15 protein-coding genes and 1 tRNA gene are annotated in these 19,168 nt (G+C 70.2%); 6 read left to right on the forward strand and 10 right to left on the reverse strand.

The window, feature by feature from the left end:
• The first annotated feature begins 3 nt into the window (after positions 1-3).
• A complete protein-coding gene (locus tag IPQ09_14960; protein MBL0195496.1) occupies positions 4-1,239 on the forward strand; it encodes a hypothetical protein in 1,236 nt (411 codons plus the stop codon).
• A 232-nt stretch (positions 1,240-1,471) separates the two neighbouring features.
• Here the strand turns inward: IPQ09_14960 and IPQ09_14965 are convergent, their stop codons facing one another.
• The gene (locus IPQ09_14965) at positions 1,472-2,359 is read right to left on the reverse strand and encodes a tetratricopeptide repeat protein (protein ID MBL0195497.1); all 888 of its coding nucleotides are present in this window, start codon (positions 2,357-2,359) and stop codon (positions 1,472-1,474) included.
• 84 nt (positions 2,360-2,443) lie between these two features.
• Here IPQ09_14965 and IPQ09_14970 point away from each other — a divergent pair, with 84 nt between their 5' ends.
• On the forward strand, positions 2,444-3,847 hold the full coding sequence (locus IPQ09_14970) for a deoxyhypusine synthase family protein (GenBank protein MBL0195498.1): 1,404 nt from the start codon (positions 2,444-2,446) through the stop codon (positions 3,845-3,847).
• Positions 3,848-3,931: 84 nt separating this feature from the next.
• Here IPQ09_14970 and IPQ09_14975 read toward each other — a convergent pair whose 3' ends face one another.
• Genes IPQ09_14975 through IPQ09_14995 form a run of 5 tightly spaced genes read right to left on the reverse strand, consistent with a single transcriptional unit; the run spans position 3,932 to position 9,655 of the window.
• Complete coding sequence (locus IPQ09_14975; protein ID MBL0195499.1) at positions 3,932-4,273, reverse strand: alkylphosphonate utilization protein; 342 nt, start codon at positions 4,271-4,273, stop codon at positions 3,932-3,934.
• Positions 4,274-4,320: 47 nt separating this feature from the next.
• The gene (locus IPQ09_14980) at positions 4,321-5,643 is read right to left on the reverse strand and encodes an acetyl-CoA hydrolase/transferase family protein (GenBank protein MBL0195500.1); all 1,323 of its coding nucleotides are present in this window, start codon (positions 5,641-5,643) and stop codon (positions 4,321-4,323) included.
• Between the two features lie 39 nt (positions 5,644-5,682).
• On the reverse strand, positions 5,683-6,867 hold the full coding sequence (locus tag IPQ09_14985; protein MBL0195501.1) for a succinylglutamate desuccinylase/aspartoacylase family protein: 1,185 nt from the start codon (positions 6,865-6,867) through the stop codon (positions 5,683-5,685).
• Positions 6,868-6,872: 5 nt separating this feature from the next.
• The gene (locus IPQ09_14990) at positions 6,873-8,921 is read right to left on the reverse strand and encodes a CBS domain-containing protein (GenBank protein ID MBL0195502.1); all 2,049 of its coding nucleotides are present in this window, start codon (positions 8,919-8,921) and stop codon (positions 6,873-6,875) included.
• Positions 8,918-9,655, reverse strand: coding sequence for a hypothetical protein (locus IPQ09_14995; GenBank protein MBL0195503.1), 738 nt, complete (start codon positions 9,653-9,655; stop codon positions 8,918-8,920). Before IPQ09_14995 ends, IPQ09_14990 begins: the two co-directional genes overlap by 4 nt.
• Positions 9,656-10,245: 590 nt before the next feature.
• Between IPQ09_14995 and IPQ09_15000 the strand changes: the two genes are divergently transcribed.
• Entirely contained in the window at positions 10,246-11,286 is a 1,041-nt protein-coding gene (locus tag IPQ09_15000; protein MBL0195504.1) for an integron integrase, read from the forward strand.
• A 122-nt stretch (positions 11,287-11,408) separates the two neighbouring features.
• On the forward strand, positions 11,409-12,779 hold the full coding sequence (locus tag IPQ09_15005) for a hypothetical protein (GenBank protein MBL0195505.1): 1,371 nt from the start codon (positions 11,409-11,411) through the stop codon (positions 12,777-12,779).
• A 1-nt stretch (position 12,780) separates the two neighbouring features.
• On the opposite strand, the gene IPQ09_15010 is transcribed toward IPQ09_15005, so the two are convergent.
• The 4 genes from IPQ09_15010 to IPQ09_15025 form a co-directional block, all read right to left on the reverse strand.
• Positions 12,781-12,924 carry a hypothetical protein gene (locus IPQ09_15010; GenBank protein MBL0195506.1) on the reverse strand — a complete coding sequence of 48 codons (144 nt, stop codon included), beginning with the start codon at positions 12,922-12,924 and terminating at the stop codon, positions 12,781-12,783.
• Between the two features lie 1,143 nt (positions 12,925-14,067).
• Positions 14,068-14,790 (reverse strand): NAD(P)H-binding protein, encoded by a 723-nt coding sequence (locus IPQ09_15015; GenBank protein MBL0195507.1) that lies wholly within the window; start codon positions 14,788-14,790, stop codon positions 14,068-14,070.
• Positions 14,787-14,942 carry a hypothetical protein gene (locus IPQ09_15020; protein MBL0195508.1) on the reverse strand — a complete coding sequence of 52 codons (156 nt, stop codon included), beginning with the start codon at positions 14,940-14,942 and terminating at the stop codon, positions 14,787-14,789. The genes IPQ09_15015 and IPQ09_15020 overlap by 4 nt, the downstream gene beginning before the upstream one ends.
• A gap of 588 nt (positions 14,943-15,530) precedes the next feature.
• Positions 15,531-15,607, reverse strand: a tRNA-Arg gene (locus IPQ09_15025).
• A 217-nt stretch (positions 15,608-15,824) separates the two neighbouring features.
• Between IPQ09_15025 and IPQ09_15030 the strand changes: the two genes are divergently transcribed.
• Complete coding sequence (locus tag IPQ09_15030) at positions 15,825-17,363, forward strand: hypothetical protein (GenBank protein MBL0195509.1); 1,539 nt, start codon at positions 15,825-15,827, stop codon at positions 17,361-17,363.
• Between the two features lie 208 nt (positions 17,364-17,571).
• Positions 17,572-19,059 (forward strand): hypothetical protein, encoded by a 1,488-nt coding sequence (locus IPQ09_15035; protein MBL0195510.1) that lies wholly within the window; start codon positions 17,572-17,574, stop codon positions 19,057-19,059.
• Positions 19,060-19,168: the final 109 nt, after the last annotated feature.

A 19,168-nucleotide genomic window follows, 5' to 3' on the forward strand; every position in this document is an offset into this window, starting at 1 on the left:
ACAATGGCAGATCTGACAAGGCATATCGGTCTCTCCCTGGGCGCGGACGTCTGCTGGCCGCTCTGCTACGAGGCGCTCATGGAGCGGCTCGATCTCCACCTGCCCATCGGCGAAGATCGAGTGAGCTTCGACGTCGAGCGCGTCACCATCGAGCCCTACGATCTGCGTCAGTCGTGCAAGTACGACGTCGTCATCGACAGGCTCACGCACTGGTACCACACGAGCCGCGAGTGGATAAAGAAGTCCATCGTGATGAACGATCTCTACGTGTTCAACAACCCGTGGAGCGTGCAGTCGAACGAGAAGCACACGAGCTACTGCGCGATGATGAAGCTCGGGATGCCCATCCCCGAGACGTGGATGATCCCGCCGAAGAGCTACGAGCCCGGCAACCCCGATCTCAAGCCCACCCTCACGCGCTACGCCAAGCTATTCGACGTCACTCGGCTCGGCAACCGCATGGGCTGGCCCATGTTCATGAAGCCCTACGACGGCGGCGGCTGGCGCGCGGTCACCCGCGTGGCCGACGAGGCCGCCATGGCGGCGGCGTACGAGGAGAGCGGCAAGTCGGTCATGCACGTGCAGGCGGCCGTGAGCGACTTCGATCGCTTCGTGCGCTGCATCGGCTTCGGCCCGCAGACCCACTGCGTGCTCTACGACCCCGACGCGCCGCTCCACGACCGCTACACGACCAAGAAGGACTTCATCAGCGCGGCGGAAGAGGAGCACCTGCGCAAGGTCACCCTCACCATCAACGCGTTCTTCGGCTGGGAGTTCAACTCCTGCGAAGCGCTGCGCAAAAACGGCGTCTGGCACCCCATCGATTTTGCCAACCCGTGCCCCGACTCGCAGGTCACGTCGCTCCACTACCACTTCCCGTGGATGGTGAAGGCCTACGTGCGGTGGTCGGTGTTCTGCGCCGCGACCAAGCGCAAGATGCAGAAGAACCTCGACTGGGATCCCTTCTACGAGGTCGCGGCGATGGACCTCTCCTACGAGGAGAAGCTCGACAAGTACGCCGCCCTCGCCGACGCCCACTTCGAGACCGCCCGCTTCGAGGAGTTCTGCGCGACGCACCTCGCGCACCTCGACGAGGTCGCGTGGGAGTTCTTCGGCACCGACCAGGCCAAGTCTGCCGTGCAGCAGAAGGTGACCGCGCTCTTCCCGCCGCACGAGATCGAGCGCTTCACCGAGCTGTTCTGGGGCCGAATCCAGATCTGGCGCAGCGAGCAGGGGTAGACCCCCGCCTACCCCCGCCTGGCCCCCGCCTGGTCCCCCCGGTGGATATGTAGAATACAAGCAGCTTCCCCACGCGGGGTACGTGGAGCGCCCGGCGAGCCCGCGTGAGGCCGCGCGGGCTTGGGCCTCGGCCGCCCAGCCCGCCTCGCGGTCGACCCCGGTGATGCGGGCGTCGGCGGGCAGCATCGGGGAGAGGAGCGCGCTCCAGTGCCCAACGCCGGCGTGAACGCCCTCAGTTCAGCGCGCGCCTCGACGCGGCGCCGAGGCGGGTGATGTGGGCGCGGAGCACGGCCGCGTCCTTCGCCTCGGGCTCGAGCTCGAGCACCCGCTCGAAGTCGGCGCGCGCGGCGGCCGTGGCGCCGAGCTTGTCCGCCAGGCTCCCGCGCTCGCGGAGCGCCGAGGTGGCGCTGGGCGTCAGGCTCACGATGCGGTCGAGGGCGAGGTGCGCCCTCGGGAGGTCGCGCCGCGCGAGGTGCACGAGCTTCAGGTTCGTGAGCATGCGCACGAGCGTGCCTCGCGGGCTCGCCGGCAACAGGTGGAAGGGCGCGAGCTCCGCCTTCTCGCCGAGCGTTCGGCGGAGGAGCCCGAGCAGCGCGGGCCGCTCGATCACCTCCCCGGCGAACGGGTCGATGAGCGCCGCGGGCGCCGCCCGCGGACCGTCCGCGAGGGCGGCCGGATCGTCGACCCGCACCAGGAAATGGCCAGGGAACGCCACGCCGCGGGCGAGCACGCCGGCGCGCGCGCCGATCTCGGTCGTGACGAGCGCGAGCGTGATGGGGATGCCGAGGCGCCGCTCGAGGACGTCGGAGAGCAGGCTGTTGCGCGGGTCGTGGTACTCCCCTTCGTTGCCCCGAAAGCCGAGCGTGTCGCGCACGTGCGCGGCGAGCCGCCTCGCCTGCTCGGCCGCAGCGAGCCCCGCCATGGCCGACGCGGGGAGCCCGTCGGCGAGGCGCGCGAGGCGCGTGAGGAGCTGGTCGACGTCGACCTGGCCGTAGGCGTCCCTGGCGATGAGGGCCGCGCCGGTCGCGACGTCGAGCTCGGCGTCGCTGAGGCGCGCGAGCTCCTCGAACGTGCGCGGCCTTCGGGAGAGACTTCGGCTGGGCTCGAGGGGGCGGCTCATTCCCCACAGGTTTTGCCCCTCGCAGGAGATTTCCGCAAGGCGCGCTTGACGTGGACCGCCGTCGCGAAAAAGAGTGCGACCACGATGGCGAAGTCAACGACCGACAAAGGCACCGCGAAGCGCTCAACAAAGGCCACCACGAAGGGCGCCGCGAAGGGCCCGCGGCCCCCGAGCAAGCCGAAAAAGGCGACCGACAAGCCCGCGGGTACGCGGCGCGCGTTCGAGCGCGCCAAGAGCGTTCAACCCGTGGGTATCACCGGGAAAGAGCGCCCCCACGACATCATTACTCAGATGTTCCCGGCCTACGTCGGCCGCCAGGAGCGCACCGCCTACGAGCTCATGCGGAGGAGCGCCCTCGAGGACCACTGCGTGTTCCTCACGCTGTCGGGCGCGATGACCCCCGCCGGGCTGCACCAGTCGTCGCTCATTCCGCTGCTCGAGCGGGGCGTCATCGACTGCATCACCACGACCGGCGCGAACCTCTACCACGACGCGCACCGGGTCATCGGGCACGGCATTCGCGAGATCGATCCCAACGCCGGCGATCTTCAGCTCCGTCTCGCGCGGGTCATCCGCATTTACGATCTCGGCTTTTGGGAGGAGACCCTCCTCGAGACCGACAAGCTCTTCTCGGCCATCCTCCAGAAGCCCGAGTTCCAGCGCAAGATGACCACGCCCGAGCTCCACTACCTGCTCGGCAAGAACGTCGCCGAGCTGGAGGACGCGCTCGGCGTGAAGAGCCCCTCGCTCCTCTCGACCGCGTACCGCTACGGCGTGCCCATCTTCGTCGGCGCGGTGCAGGACGGGAGCATCTTCCTCAACATCGTGAAGCTCAAGCGCCTCCTCGGCGACGCCTTCAAGCTCGAGATCGACGTGAACGACGACGTGTTCGAGATGGGCGCCATCCAGCACCACTGCTTCGGCACGCTCGGCAAGAAGATGGCGATCTGGATCCTCGGCGGTGGAGTGCCCAAGAACTACACGCTCCAGGGCGAGCCCCTGCTCGACCAAATCCTCGCCGTACCGACCCACGGCTTCGACATCGATCTCCAGTTCTGCGTCGACCCCGTCGACAACGGCGCCCTGTCTTCGTGCCCCGCGGGCGAGGGCCACACGTGGGGGAAGGTGTCGGCCGAGAGCGTGCAGACCGGCAGCGTGTACGTGCACTGCGACGTCACCGCCGTCTTCCCCTGGCTCACCTACGCGCTGCTCAGCGATCCTCGCGTACACCGCGCGCCGCGCCGCCTCTACGACGCGCGCGAGCGGGCCGTCGCCGCCCTCGACGCCGAGGTGCAGAAGCGTCGCAAGAAGCTCGCGCCCACCCTCACGTATGCCCTGCCCGAGGCGCGGTTCGTCGAGCCGGCACCCGTCGAGCTCGCCTCTGGTGGGCGAGGCGGGATCGCCAAGAAGAAGAAGGGCGCGGCGTCAGGGAAGAAGCGCGCCCAGCCGAAGAAGGGGAAAGGCGCGGTCGCCCGGAAGAGGAAGTAGCGCCCTCCGCGCCGAGGCGCCGCTTGATGCTGGGCCAAGACTCCCGCCCGCGCCCGGCGAATCGCGGGCGCCGACGCGCGCGGCTCAGGCCCGCCGCACGAACTGCGACTTGAGCTGCATCGCGCCGAAGCCGTCGATCTTGCAGTCGATGTCGTGGTCGCCGTCCACGAGGCGGATCTTCTTCACCTTCGTGCCCACCTTGAGCGGCGCGGAGGCCCCCTTCACCTTGAGCTCCTTGATGAGGATCACGCTGTCACCGTCGCGGAGCTCGTTGCCGTTCGCGTCGCGCACGACCCGGGCCACGACCGGCTCGGCGGCCGCGGCGATCATAGGCCACTCGTGCGCGCACTCGGGGCAGATGAAGCGCTCGCCGTCCTCGTAGGTGTACACCGATCGGCAGGAGGGGCATGGGGGTAGCTCGCTCATGCAGGCCTGATATCACGTGGGGGCGTTCGCGGGCGCCTTCGCGTCGGTCAGCCTCCGAGGTCGAAGTGCCGAATGCGCTTCAGGTCGCGCGCGAGCTCCGCGCGGAAGTCGGGGTGGGCGATGCCGATCAGGGCCTCGGCGCGCTCGCGCAGCGTCTTGCCGTGGAGGTTCACGGCGCCGTATTCGGTGACCACCCAGTGCACGTGGCCCCGCGTGGTGACCACCCCTGCGCCCGGCTTCAGCTCCGGCACGACGCGCGACACCGTGCCCTTCGCCGCCGTGGAGGGGAGGGCGATCACGGGCACTCCGCCCGGTGACCTCGCCGCCGCGCGGATGAAGTCCATTTGACCGCCGATACCCGAGTAGATCGCGTGCCCCATCGAGTCGGCGCACACCTGCCCCGTCAGGTCCACCTCCAGAGCCGAGTTCATCGCCACCACGCGCTCGTTCTTCGCGATGAGCCACGTGTCGTTGGTGCGGTCGCACGGGTGAAACTCGACGTCTTGGTTGTCGTTCACGAAGTCGTAGAGGGCCTGACTCCCCGAGACGAAGCTCGTGACCGTGCGGCCGGGGTGGACCTTCTTGTACTTGTTCGATACCACGCCGCTCTTCAGCAGCGGCACGAGCCCGTCGGAGAACATCTCGGTGTGCACCCCGAGATCGCGCTTGTCGCCGAGCCGCGCGAGCACCGCGTCGGGGATGGCCCCGATGCCCATCTGCAGGCAGGCGCGGTCGGGGACGAGCGCGGCGATGAGCTCTCCGATGCGGAGCTCGACCGGCGTGGGCGCGACGGGCGGGTGCGAGTGCAGGGGCCTGTCGGTCAGCGTGAAGGCGCCCACCTCGCCGAGCGGCACCATCGACGGGCCGAGGGTGCGGGGCATCTGCGCGTTGACCTCCGCGAGCACGGTGCGGGCCGAGGCCGTCGCGGCGAGCGCCGCGTCCACGGAGGTGCCTAGCGTGCACTGCCCGTGGCGGTTGGGCAGCGAGAGCTGCACGAGCGCCACGTCGAGCTGGATAGCCCCCGACGCGAACAGCCCGGGAATGTCGGAGAGGAACACCGGCATGAAGTCGGCGTCGCCCCGCGCGATCGCGGCGCGCGTGGAGGGCCCCGCGAAGAGCGAGACCGAGCGGAAGCGGCGGGCCTGCTCGGGCCCCACGAAGGGCGCAGGCCCTTGTGTGTGCAGGTGGTAGAGGGTGACGTCCTCGAGGTCTTCGCGCCTCGCGAGGGCCTCGAGCAAGGGCGTCGGCGTGGCCGCCGCGCCGTGCACGAAGACCTTGTCGCCGCTCCGCACGCGGCGGGCGAGATCTTCGAGGCTCTGCGCGCGGGACGACCACGTGGCTGGCGAGAGCTGCGGAGCTTCAGGGGTCATGCGCGGCGAAGGATAGACCTCCCGGGGCGAGAATGCACCTCAGCCGAGCTGGCGCTCCACCACGAGCCTGCCGCTCCGCTGGCGAATGCGCCGATACCCGAGCACGTGGAACACGTCGAGCGGGTAGAGCCGCGCAATATGGGTGTTCACCAAGAAGCGGGAGGGGTGAGTCTCGTCACGGCGCACGCCCGGCAACCAGTCGAGGAAGCGGTCGAGCTCGAGGTGCCGGACCGCCTCCGACGCGAGCAAGCGCGCGGTGCTCACGGCGCGACCCCAGAAGAAGCCGTCGGCGCCCAGCCCTTGATAGAGCGGGAGGAGCACGAGGCCGTCGCGCGGCGCGCGGATGGCGCCGCCCTTGTCGTGGGCCAAGAGCTGCCCGGCCCTCGCGTGGTCGAGGTTGCGGAAGCCGGGCTCCATCTTGAAGTGGTCTTCCTCGGCGATCGCGTGCCGGCTCACGACCTCCATCACGCGGGGCAGATCGCCGCGCCGGCCCTCGAGCAGGGTGTGCGCGGCGCGCGTCTCCACGAGCGCGCCGTGCGCGAACACGCCCGCCTCTTGGGCCGCCAGGAGCAGCGCGGCCTCCAGGTTGTCGACCGCGCCGGGGTCTCGGTGCTGCCCACCCTCGACCGTGAACGTCACGCACCCCTGGCGCGTCCAGTACTCGGCGAGCACGCCGTCGACCTGCTCTTCCAGGCCCATGATGATGGGCAGCGGCAGGTGCCTTACGAAGTGCCGCTGGGGCAGCGTGTCACCGAAGATGACGAACGGCACCCCGCTCGCGCTCGTCGTGTGGAGATCGACGAGGTACACGGGCCCGCGTGCGCGCCCGATGGCCTCGCGAATGGCCGCGAGGAGAGCCAGCTGCTCGCGATCCTCGCTGTCGAGCTCGGCCTCCGGAGGCCCCGCGTCGAGCCGCGCCACGGCCCGCTCGTTCCACTGACGGTTCAGGTCTTTCGCGTGGTAGCGGAGCCCCTCACGCATCGCCGCCACGTTGCCGGCGAAGGCGACCACCTCGCCGCGCACGGTCACGTCGCCGCGGGAGAGGCGCTCGAGCACGCGCCGCGCCGCGCGCACGCCGCCGAGCTCGTTGCCGTGAATGCCACCTACGGCGATGAGCGTGGGCCCGGGCTCGCTGCCCAGCACACGGCCAAGCTCGCGCTGTTCCGGGAGATCGGAGGGGAGACCCGCCGCGAGATCGTTCGGAGTCGCGTTCGGTTTCGTCATGCTGCTCACCCGTTGCTTCTACGCCGCGGGTGCTCCGACGCGGGCTCCACTTGTCCGACCTGATTTTCCAGTAACGCGGCCGCGATTTCCATGAAGTCTTCCTCCGTGACCAGGCCGACCAGGCTGCCGTCCTGCACCACGGGGAGGCACCCGATGCGGTGGCGGCGCATGAGCGCGATCGCCAGCGTGGTGGCGGTGTCGGGCGTCACGGTGACGAGCTCGGCGCCTTTGCGCATGAGGTCGGACACGGCGGTGTCCCTCGTGAGGTTCGCTTCCGACTCGGACTTTCGCGCGTGCTCGGTCATGTGCCGCAGCACCGCGCGCGCGGAGATGAGGCCGACGAGCTCGCCCGTCGTGGTCTCCACCGGGAGGTGCCGAACGCGCTGCCAGCTCATGAGCTCGGCGACCATCTCCACCGCGTCATCGGGCTGCACGGTGAGCACGTCGGTGGCCATGTAGTGGCTCACCTTGTTGTAGCCGGTGCGCTTCTCGTAGACCTCGTCCAGCGTGGCGTCTTCCCACTCGGCCACCGGCGCGCCGCTCTTCTCGCGAGCGATCGTGCCCGCCACGAGCGCCCCAAGCCGCTCGCCCGTGGACCCCCGCGACATGCCCGCGAGCGACCGAAGCATCCACCGAGACCCGGTGCGCAGCGTGCGTGCCCGTTGCTCCACCACACCCAAGTAGCGGGCCGCGTCGGCGTCGTCGATGCCCGCGCGCCGAAGCCCCGCCTCCGCCAGCGGGAGCAGCTTGTCGAGGACGAGCGGCTGCGCGATCGCCTCCTCGCCGTCGAGCCACGTGAGGCGCGCGGCGAGGCCGTCCCGGGCCGCGGCGTAGAAGTTCGCCTGCGCGTGGTCGAACTCCATGCGCGCGGGGAGGTCCTCGACGGTCGCGGTGAGCTCGCGCATGAGCCCCAGCCAGAACGCCGCGTTCGCGACCTCGTCGAGGACCGTGGGGCCGGAGGGGATCGCCCGCAGCTCGATGCGCAGGTGGGGCTTGCCGTTCTCGGAGATGCCGTAGCAGGCGCGGTTCCACCGGTAGATCGTGCCGTTGTGGAGACGCAGCGCCTTGAGCTCCGGCACGCCCCCGCGGTCGAGGGTGGCGAGCGCGTCCTCCCCGTCGTCGGTGCCCACGAGCGGGCGAAAGCGGGCGACGTTGTCCTTGAAGAGGGCCGCGACCCCTCCGCTTATCCACTGGCGGCCGAAGCTCACGCGCGCGGCGCGGTCGCGCAGGTGGTGGCCGGGGGCTCGGATATCGCACGACTGCTCGAAGAGGGCGATGCGGGTCTCCGCCCAGAGGCGCTTCCCGAAGAGCGTAGGGGAGTTCGTGCCTATCGCGAGGGTGGGGGCGAGCACGAGCTGCGAGATGTTGTAGTACTCGGCGAACCGCTCGGGCTCCGCCACCTGCAGGTGCACCTGGAAGCTCGCGTTGCACGCCTCGAACATGATCGAGTCGTGCTTGAGCATGAGCTCGTCCAGGCCCTTGATGGAGAGGTCGTAGGCTTCGCCGCGCGCCGCGTTCATGACGCGGTTGATCGTGAGGTACCGAGGGTTCGGGACGATGTTCTCGAGGCCGAGGTCGGACTTGGCGATGGTCGGTAGAATGCCGGCCAGCACCGGCTGGACGCCGAGCTCCGCGCCTCGCTGCTGGACGCGGCCGTAGAGCTCGCCGAGCTGCCGCTCGAGCGCGGCGAGGCCACCGCCGGAGAAGGGCTGCGGGTCCGCGTTGAGCTCGAGGTTGAAGAGCCCGAGCTCCGTCGTGAAATGGGGGTCGTTGAGGCGCTCGAGGAGGTCGAGGGCGCGCGGCGCGCAGCCGAAGGTGTCGTCGACGAGGAACATCTCCTGCTCGGCGCCGATGCGCGAGACGCCCCGCTCGAACATGCCCTCTTCGAGCATGCGCTCGAGGCCGCGCAGGTCGCGGAGCACCGTGCGCATGAAGGCCCGCCGGCCCTCGCCGGAGAGCTCGCCCGTGACGAGCTTGTGGGCGTGGGTGTTGCCGTCGCCTTCACCAGACTCCGGCGCCGTCGCGTTCGGCCCGCTGTCGTTCGCGCGGGTCATTCGGTCCACTTCCCCAGGATTTTGGGCACCATAGCCCGCCACGTGACCCAGTCGTGGTCCCACTCCTTGCCCCACGACTCGACGTAGTTGGGTATCCCCTTCTCGCCAAGCACGTGGGCGAGGCGGAAGCTCTCGTCAATGTCTTCCCACTTGCCCTCGCCGGTGGCGAAGTGGATGTAGCGAGTGCGCAGCACGTCGAGGTGCCGCCCGGAGAGGGTGGGCACGAAGTGCAGCGGCGACGACACCCGGAAGTAGTCGGTAGGCTCGCTCCGCTCGCACCACTTCATGATGTTGAAGGTGCCGCTCAGCGCGAGCGCCTTGTGGAAGATGTCGGGGAACCGGCACACCACGGCCGCGGCGTGGAACGCGCCGATGGAAGCGCCCGCCGCCCAGATGCCGACGTCGCCCGAGCGGCAATCGGTGCGGATCGCCGGCGCCACCTCGTGCTTCACGTACTGGTGGTACTGGTGCTGCATCCACATGCGGTGCTCGGGGCTGGTCTGCTTGTCGAACCAGGCGCTGCCGCCGACGCTGTCGCACGAGTACACGCGGAGCCGACCCGCCTCGAGGAGCGGCGTCAGCACGCGGATGAGCAGGAACCGGTCGATCTCGTCGGCGTCGCCGCCTGCGGTGGGGAATACGAGGACGGGTTGCCCTGCGTGGCCCCAGCGAGAGAGGGTCGCCTCGCACTGGAGGCGCGTGGAGTGCCAGCGGGTGGTCTCGTAGGTGGACAAGGTCCCAGAGTACGGGGACGCGGCGGCGCTGCCAAGAGGCGCCGCGTGGGACCCCGGCCCCGGAGCCCTCGAGGCCGCTCGAGCGCTCCTGTCCCGGGACCCCGGCCCCGTCGCGGTGGTTCGCCCCGTCGCGGGAGACGCCCCGCGCCGCTCGGTTCCCCCAGAGGTCGCGAGCGCCCACCTCGTCCGCCGGCGAAACAATGTGCAGAATGCATTCAGAAGAGGGCCGCATCGTCTTCCCAAACGTCGCGCCACTTTTGGCGTGGTCGCACACGAGATCAACCACTTGGCGCGTCGCTCGTCGACCGAAGGGCGCGTGCTCCGGCGCGACGGAGCGAGAGGGGCGGCGGATCGACAGTTCGTCGTTGCGTGACGTACGCGCGCCGCTACCGTGCGTCGCGGCAGGGACGAGCCCCCCGTGCGCGGCAGGTCGCCCCTTTCAGCTGCCCACTCAGGGAATGTGGGGGGAATGTGGCGTGGGTCCTCCACCTGGAGGATTGTCCGGGGCCTGGCCACGACCAACAGTAGGAGACGCGCGCGGATCCCCGACGTGTTCTTGGAAGTCTCGCTCGGAAGTCGCAACAGGCACCATGCAAACACCCCGTCTCGTCGACCAGGTCCGCGACGCCGTCGCGGAACGAGGTATGAGCCCGCGCACCGCCGAAGCCTACGTGGGGTGGACGCGCCGGTTCATCTCGTATTACCCAAAGAGGCGTCCTCTGGAGCTCGGCGTGGCCGAGGTCGAGGCGTTCATTGCCCACCTGGGCGCTGAGGGTCGCGTCGCGGCCTCGACTCAGAATCAGGCGCTGGCGGCGATCCTGTTTCTGTATGCGCGCGTACTTGGCAGTCCGCTCTCGGAGCCGGGAGCGATATCGCGCGCGAAGCTGCCCGAGCGCGAGCTGGTCGTGCTGACCCGCGCCGAGGTCGCCGCCGTGCTCGCGCGCATGAGCGGCGCCCCCCGGCTGATGGCGTCGATGCTGTATGGGGCGGGGCTCCGGCTGCTCGAGTGCGCCCGGCTCCGCGTGAGAGACATCGACCTCGACCGCCGCGAGCTGGTCGTGCGGGGCGCTGGCGCGGCGACCGAGCGCACCACGTTCTTCCCCGCCGACCTCGTCGCGCCTATCCGCGAGCATCTGGACCGCACGCGAGGGCTCCATCAGTCGGACCTCGCGGCAGGGGCGGGTTGGGCCGACGGACCGTCGCCGCCCGAGACGCCCGACTTCGCGCCCCGCGCGTGGGCGTGGCAGTGGGTGTTCCCAGCGACGCGCACCCACCTCGACGCCGCCTCGGGTCACAGGGGGCGCCGCCACGCGCACCAGACTGTGCTCCAGAACGCCGTGCGCGGCGCGGTCTTGGCGACCGGGATGAAGAAGCGGGCGAGCTGTCACACCCTCCGCCACTCGTTCGCGGCGCACTTGCTCGAAGAGGGCTACGACATCCGCGCCATCCAGGACCTGCTCGGTCACAAGGCGCTCGGCACCACGATGGTCTATGCGCAGGCTGCGCGCCGCAAGCCTACGCCGAGCCGCGAGGCGGCGACCCATCTCCCCGGCTTGGCACTCTGCCTTGCCAACGCGGAGCTCGAAGCAACGACGAACCCCGAACCTACCGGCGCAGCGCGACACGCCTGAGCCATGGCTTGCCCATGGGCTCGTGTGAGTCTGCGGGGCCCCGCCGGCTCGAGAATTGTCGTGGACTCGCGGAGCCTTCGGAGAGACGCTGCCCCGCGGCGTGAGCCAAGCCGGAGGGATGGATGGACAGGAAACAGCTCCTAGGGACTCTCTCTCTCTCGTGGAACCGCGAGGCGAAGCGTGCGGGAGCGCTCGGCGCCGCGCGTGTGTTGGTCGCGTCGGCGGCCCTCGTCCTCTCGACTCCGGCGCGAGCCCAAGCGCCTCAACCACCGAGCGCCTCCCCAGCGCCGCCCGTGGCCGTGGCTCCGGCGGCGCCCGCGGCACCGGGAGCCGTCACGCCGCCGCCCGCGGCTCCCGCGGCTTCGGCCGCAGCGCTGAGCTACGAGCTCGCCGGCGCTTCCCTGCGTGTGCGCGCCACCTCGGGCGGCGTGGCGCGCGACCTGCGTGACGTACCCCTGGGGTGCGAGGGGCGGGGCCTCCTGCGGGATGGGACGAAGCTCTACGTCGCGTGTGGAACCGCTGGGGTGGCGCGGCTCGATCTCGCCGATCCCGCCGCGCCCGTCCTCGAGGGCCGCACACCCGTCGACGGCGAGGCGGTCTCGGTGTTTCTGCTCGGGCAGAAGCCTTGGGTCGAGATCGCGCGCAGAGAGGCCCGGCCCGTCGACGCGGTCGGCATCGCGGGCGCTCCGGCCGTCGCGCATGCGAGCGCGACCGGCGTGGCGACCGTGGCGACCACGCCGCGCGAGAGCGGCGAGCCCACGCCCGCCGCGCGTCCTTCGGAGTCCCGCGTCGCACCCACGCGTGTGGGCGACGTGTGGGACGTCGCCGTCGCCGCTCAGCTCTTCCTGCCGTTCGGCACGATCGGCTTCGGCGCGCTCGGCGAGGCCGAGGTGGTGAAGCGTTTCGACATCCCGCTCGCGATCCACCTCCAGGCCAAACCGGCCGGCTTTGGCGCGGGAAAACAAGGGGGAGTCGGCACCGCGGTCGGCGTCGGCGTGGTCGCGCTCGACACCCAGTTTCTCGAGCTCGGGCTCGGGTTAGGCGCCGCGACCGTGAACGATCGCCAATACTCCTCCACGGGCGCTCTCTCCGATGAGTCGAGCTCGGTCGTGGTGGCGCAGCTCGTCCGAATCGGAGCGCGCGATGGTCTCGCGTTCGACGGGCGCGCCACGATCATCGTTCGACGCGACAATTTCCAGTTCGGCACGTTCGACGGCTCCATGCAGATCCCCCTAGCGAGTCGTTGGCACTTCATCACCGGCGGGGGAGGGGGTGTCGTGGGCTATGGCTACGGGCACGCCGGCGCGCGCTATCGGCTCTCCGAGACCACCAAAGCAGGCTCGTTCGCGATCTCCGGCTCCGCGGGGGTGGCCGGCATCTTCGGCACCAGCACGTGCGTCACGACACGGAGCGGCAGCTACAGCTACCTCGAGTGCTCGGAGCGCAGCTACATCGGCCCCGCGCTGCGGGTCGGGCTCGAGTGGCGCCTCTGAGTCACCGGTCGTAGGGCGGCGGCGTCAGGCGATCGACGATCGCGTGAACGACCTTCTCCGCCTCCTCGTCCCACGCGAGCGACGAAGCGCGCGTGCCGCGCCCGTCTTGAAGCCGGATGTCTCCGACGAGCACGTGAGCGGCCATTCGTGAAGGATACACGGGCGGGCGGTACTGCCGCTGGAGCGTTACGGGCAGCCCAAGATCCAGTGGAACGGCGGCTCGCACATGACGAACGCCTCGAGCTTCGACACACCCACGAAGCCGAGCCCCCCCACAATCCGCTTGTTCTCGTGCCAGTACTTCATCACCTCGTCGTCGTAGTTGCGCCGGACGAGCCACACGTCATCGTAGAACTGGTCGCAGCCGATCTCCTGGCAAATGTCGCCCCGGGTCGCCGCCCTCGGCGCCCAGATCGGCCGGAAGATGATGGTCTTCATGTTGGCCTGCGGCAGTGGGGAGACGCTCGCCCGCACCCACAGGACGAAGTCGTTGCTCGGGCGGGGGGCGGAGGCTGCGGGCGGGCGGCTCGGGCTCGGGCTCGTCCCCCCTTGGCGCCGCACGGCGGCGTTGAGCGCGAGCCGCTGCGTGTCGTAGATGGCGCACGCCCGCTTGCTCCCCGCGCGGCAAGCGTCGCGCGCGCGCGCCCACAAGTGCACACGCGGCAAGTGCCGATCGCACGCGGCCTCGTCGCCGTCCTCGATGCACGCCTCGAAGTCGTCGCCCGGAGCTCGACGGACGGCGGGCCGGCTCTTGCGGTGTTGTTTGCGCTCGCAGAGCGCCTCGTCGCCCAACTCGCAGCCCCGGAACCGAGAGAAGTGCGCGAGCGGCGACGTGTCGCCCACTGCCGCGAGCCCTCCGCACGCCCCGCGCTCGCCGAGAAGGCAGGCCTGAGCGTTGCACGCTGGCTCCCCCTCCGAGGGGCATGGGAGCTTGCGGCCCGGCGTCGGGGGCACGAGCTTTCGGGCGGCCTCGACCGCGGTGCGCCAGGCGACGCTCGCATCCGCGCACGGCGCGGGCGCGAGCCCGACGATCGAGTGCTCGTGCGCGCGGAGCCGGTCGACGAGCTCGTCAGTGAGCCACGCGGGGCGTACCGCGGCGTCGCTTTCGCGGACCAGCCGGCAGCCGTCGGCGGCCCCGTACACGCAGCCGAGCGCCGCGAGGTGCAGGCCTACCTCGGGACCGAGCGCGTCGGGCCCGCCGGCGAGCGCCCGCCGAGCGCCGCGGACACACAGTGCGGGGACGCTACGGACACAGCCTCGGTGCTCGGCGAACGCGGCCGCGGTGCGGTCACCCCGCGCTTCGAGCGCGGCGGCGACCGGGCCGCATGAGGCGGCGGTGAGCGCGGAGCAGCTCCCGACCGCAGCGGTGAGCGCCGACTTGTCGGGCGCCGAAGACGCGCCGTGGCGGGCGCAGGAGGCCTCGTCGCCAGCCTCGCACGCGGCGAGGCAGCGCTCGTCGTTGCCCCTTCCGCAGGCGTCGATCGTGGCGCGGCAGGACTGCACGCGCTCGTACGTGATTTGCTCGTAGCTCTTGTCGAAGAGCTTGCAGTCGAGCAGGGCGAGCGCGAGCATGGTAACTGGGAGCAGTGCGGAAGCGGTGCGGGCCCAATTCATCGCGGCTAGGATGACCGCCGATCCCGCGCGCGGCAAGCCGTGGGCGGCGACGGGCGGCGCAGAGATAGACGATATGCCGCACGCCGTGCTCAGCGCAGGCGCGGGCGAAGTTGTGGCAGATCAAGTCGAGGTCGTCGAAGCGCGCTTGCGTCAACCGTGCCGGAGGCATCATCGAGTGAACGAGGTAGACGCCGACGTCCGCTCCCTCGAGTGCGTGCTCCGTGGCCCTCAGATTGAAAAGGTCGCACATCCGCCACGTGACGCCCTCCGCCGAGGGCTGACCTGCGACGCTTCGAGCAAGCGGGATTACGCGGTAACGCTGGGCGAGCGCGAGGACCAGCGCGCGTCCGACGAAGCCGCTCGCCCCGGCGATGGCGATTCGAAGACCCTCGCTCATCGGAGCGCCTCCGCGAACGACGCGAGCTGCACCAGCCCGTCACAGAACGCCGAATACCGCAGGCCTCGTCGCTCGCCCGAGAAGATGTCGAACCTCCGCCCGGGCGAAGCCTTCATCTGGTCCAGCAAGGCCACCGACGAGGCGTTCACCAAGGGCGCTGTGAAGATTCGCTGCCGGCCGCGAGCGACCCATCACGGGGGGGCGACGACGACCGCCGTGGACGGCTAATTCGACGCTTGCGCCCCGACGACCCGTTCCACGACGTCTGCTATCGACGCGATCACAGGGGGTGACGGCCACGCATTCCACGTCGCTGCAAGCACTTCGTCCGTTGTGCGCACGGCACCAAGTACCGGGCCAGACGCCACCAGGATCGCCTTCGGCCAGGGCAACAGGTGCTCCGCGTACTCCAGCGGTAGAGCATGGCCTCGTGGTAACCGCTCAGGATGTACCCAGCGTCCTCCGAGAGCTTGCACTCGATGACGGTCGCCCGGCGGGAGAAACACGACTCTGATCGTTCATCGCGCCGGCAGAGTATCGCGGATCGGGCCCGCTGGGGTGGGCGCGCGAGTAGAGAGCGCCCTCGGCGAGCCTAAACCGAGCACGCGCATGCATCCTACACGCACCGCCTGCTCTTTGTGGAGAGGGCGCCGAGAGCCAACCCTCGCGACTTCCAGCGCGTCGTGCGCGCCCACGACCTCCGGACCCGTGGGTCACCAAAGTTCGTAAACGCTATCGAGTGGCGCGTCACACAAGATTCGAACTTGTGACCCTCGGCTTCGGAGGCCGATACTCTATCCAGCTGAGCTAGTGACGCGAGCCGGCCGACCCTAGCTCAAAGGCTCCCGCGGGTAAAGGTCCGCTTCGAGAACGCTCGGTTCTGGACGGCGTACGGCAGAGCTTTCACGGAAGTTCCCGAGAACGCTCAGAAAATCCGCTCGCGTGCGAAATTTATTTACGCGTCGATGGACTGGGCAGTTCTTGGAAATCCTGTCACAACACGTCGCGAACCTGGACCCGACGGAGACTTGCCCATGACGACTGCCTCTCGCATCGCCTTCGCTAGCCTGCTCGCCCTCGCCTGCGGCGCCGCCGCCTGCAGCACGGAGGTCGTCGTCGTCGGAGACCCCTCGAGCCCGGGCGCGCCGGGCGCGGTGCCTGGTCTTGGCGGCGTACCGGGCCTCCCCGCGAGCCCCCCGCCGAAGGTCTCGATCGCAGAGGTCGCGGTCTTCCAGGGCGTAAAGGTCTCCGTCTTCGCCGAGGGCGAGCGGGTCGCCGAGCGCAACGCGCCGCTCATCGCGGGGCGCCCCGCGTTGCTGCGGGTCTACGTGGCCCCGCTGGACGGCTTCCAGGCCGGCAAGTTCGCGGGCGAGCTCACCCTGAAGGGCCCCGACGGTAAGGTCACCACCCTGCGGGACGTGCGGACCCTCACCGCCAAGTCGACCGACGCGGTCGCGACCTCCACGCTCAACTTCGAGTTGCCGCCGGAAGCGCTCGCGCTGGGCACCACGTTCTCCGTCTCCGTCACCGACGACGGCAGCACGAACCAGGAGCCCGCGCGCTATCCCGCGGGCACCGCCGTAGACGACCTCGAGCTCAAGGCCTCGAACGTGCTGAAGGTCGTGGTCGTGCCCGTGCGCTTCGACGCGGACTCGTCCAGGCGACTCCCCGACGTGAGCGAAGCCCAGCTCGCCGTCTACCGGCGAACGATGATGGCGCTCTACCCGGCGACCGACGTGACCGTCACCGCCCGCGCGCCGTACGCTTGGTCGAACACGATCGCGCCGAACGGTCAGGGCTGGGACACCGTGCTGAACGCGATGGTCAGCCTCCGCCGCGACGACCGCGCCGACAGCGAGACCTACTACTACGGCGTGTTCAACCCCTCCGCGTCCTTCGGTTCCTTCTGCTCCCGCGGCTGCGTCACCGGCCTCTCGGGCCTCGTGAACCGCCCCGCCGACGCCTTCCTCCGCGCGAGCGTGGGCCTCGGCTTCACCGGCGTGGAGTCGGCCAACACGATGGCCCACGAGATCGGCCACGCGCATGGCCGCGAGCACGCCCCGTGCGGTGGCGCGAGCGGCGCGGACCGCTCCTTCCCCCACAGGGGCGGGGGGATCGGCTCCTGGGGCTACGACATCCTCTCGAAGAAGCTCATCTCGCCGACCACGGGCAAAGACATGATGGGCTACTGCGATCCGGCGTGGGTCAGCGACTACACCTTCTCGGCGCTCTACGACCGCATCCTCGCGGTGAGCGGCGCGCAAGAGGCGAGCGCGCAGCGCTCCACGGCCGGCGGTGGTGGCAGCTACCGCATCGTCTCGTTCGACGGCGACGGCGAGGCGAAGACGAGCGACGTCATGCACCTCGATGACGAGCCCGAGGGAGCGCCGCAACAGGTGGAGTACCTTGGCGAGTCGAGCCGCGTGATGGCCCGCGCCACCGCGCACGTCTACCGCTACGATCACCTCCCGGGCGGCATCGTCGTGGCGCCGGAGAAGGCGGGCGACGTTCGCGCGCTCCGGGTGGCGGGGTTCACGCGGAGCCTCACCTTCGCGAACCTCCGCGTCCGCTGACGCGTCGGCCCGTCGCCCCCGCCAACCCGTCGAACCTACGCATCATTTTGACTTGCGCCCGCTTCGCGGGTGGCGCATACCCACGCCCGCAGGTGGGCGCTCGCGTCCTCCTGGTCGTGCAAGGCGTGACCTCGCCTTCGGCTCGGTCCCGCCTTCGACCTTGGTTCGCCCCTGCGGGCTCACGTCAGCTTCATCAGGAGGAAATGTGATGCGGAAGGTTCGCGTCCAGTTTGGCGGGTGGGCCCTCGCGTTGGGGTTCCTCGCGTGTGCAGCGTGCGGGGCGGGGGCCGAAGGCACGTCCGGAGCCGACGGCAAGGCGGGCGGGCCAGGCGCCGCCGGTGCCGATGGCAAACCGCCCGTCGCCGGCGGGAGCATCCGCCTCGTCGAGCCGAGCGCGTCCGTGCTGGGCGGCGAGGTCGAGGTGACCATCAGCGTGGACGGCCTCGCGCTCGCCCCCGCGGCCACGGTGAGCTTCGGCGCCGGCGTCAAGGTGAGCGATCTCGCCCTCGTCGGGAAGCACGCGATCCGCGCGGTGCTCACGATCGACGAGACCGCGGCGCTCGGCCCACGCGACGTCGTGGTCACGAGCGGCGAGGCGAAGCTCACGGCCACGCAGGGCTTCCAGGTCGCGGCCTCGCTCGGCGTCACGGTCTCGGGTGGCAAGGCCGAACAAGGCGGGCTCGTGCAGCTCGACCTCAAGAACAACAGCGCCGAGTGGTTCGACCCGGAGAGCTTCGAGCTCTACGGTCAGCTGTCCGCGGCCGACGGCGCGTTCGTGCCCCTCTCCACCGACTACCTCGGCCCGCGCGACGGCCGCGTCGTGATGCTCGCCGACCCCGCGCTGCGGGTCGGCCCGATGGCGCTCGAGGGCAGCAATTTTCCGGGTGATCCGAACGCGCCGGTCTACCTGAGCGGCCCCGCGGCGCTGACCGTGACCGCCCGCGCGCCGGAGACGCTCGCGGCGGCCGAGCTCACGAAGGTGCTCGCCCAGCCCTTCGCGACGTCGCTGCTGAAGTACACGACGGGGGTGAACAAGCTCAACGTCGTGAGCGTCGTCCCGAGCGGCACCCTGCGGCCGCTGGTGCTCGGAATGGGCAGGCTCGGCAAGCTGTCGAACCTCATTTCCCAGGCGGCCACGCAGATCTACCCGACGACCGAGGCCGGGAGCGGCACGCTCATCGTGGGGAACAGCACGTTCGAGGGCGGGGCCGACGCGGCGAAATTCGGCTTCAAGGTGAGCGCCGTCTCCATCGACGCGGAGGCACCTTTCGCCGAGCCCACGACCAAGCACGACGGCTCCGACGCGACCGCCTTCGCCGACTGGGGAGTCGCGCCGCCGGCGCCGGGTACGGCCACGCCGGTCCGTCTGCTCGCCGGTGAGCTCGTCACGGCGGACACGGCCGACGTCTACCGGCTTGGACCGTTCCCCGCCGGCTCGGTCAACCTGGAGGTCTCGGCCTTCAGCGACGCGCCGATCACCATCGCCGTCAGCGAGGACATCACCTTCCCGACCGGCGCCGCCAACACCACGAGCGTCGCGCTCGGGTACAGCGCTGGCATCTTCGGCGCACAAGAGAACGGGGCGAAGCTCGCGCACGGCGCGCGCGCCAGCGCGGGCACCTACCGCTTCGTGCGCGTGAGGCCCCTCAACTCGAAGCGTGGAAAGTACACGCTCGCAGTGCGGAGGCTCCCGTGAGCCCGAAGGCGAGCACCGGAGGGGCGAACGATGGCCCCAAGGCGAGCCCGAGCCGAAGGCGAGGGGCCGCCATGAACATCCTTATTGACGACAGGTCGTTTTTTCGGAG

Source organism: Myxococcales bacterium (genome assembly GCA_016720545.1).
In the GTDB taxonomy this organism is placed as follows: domain Bacteria; phylum Myxococcota_A; class Polyangia; order Polyangiales; family Polyangiaceae; genus JAAFHV01.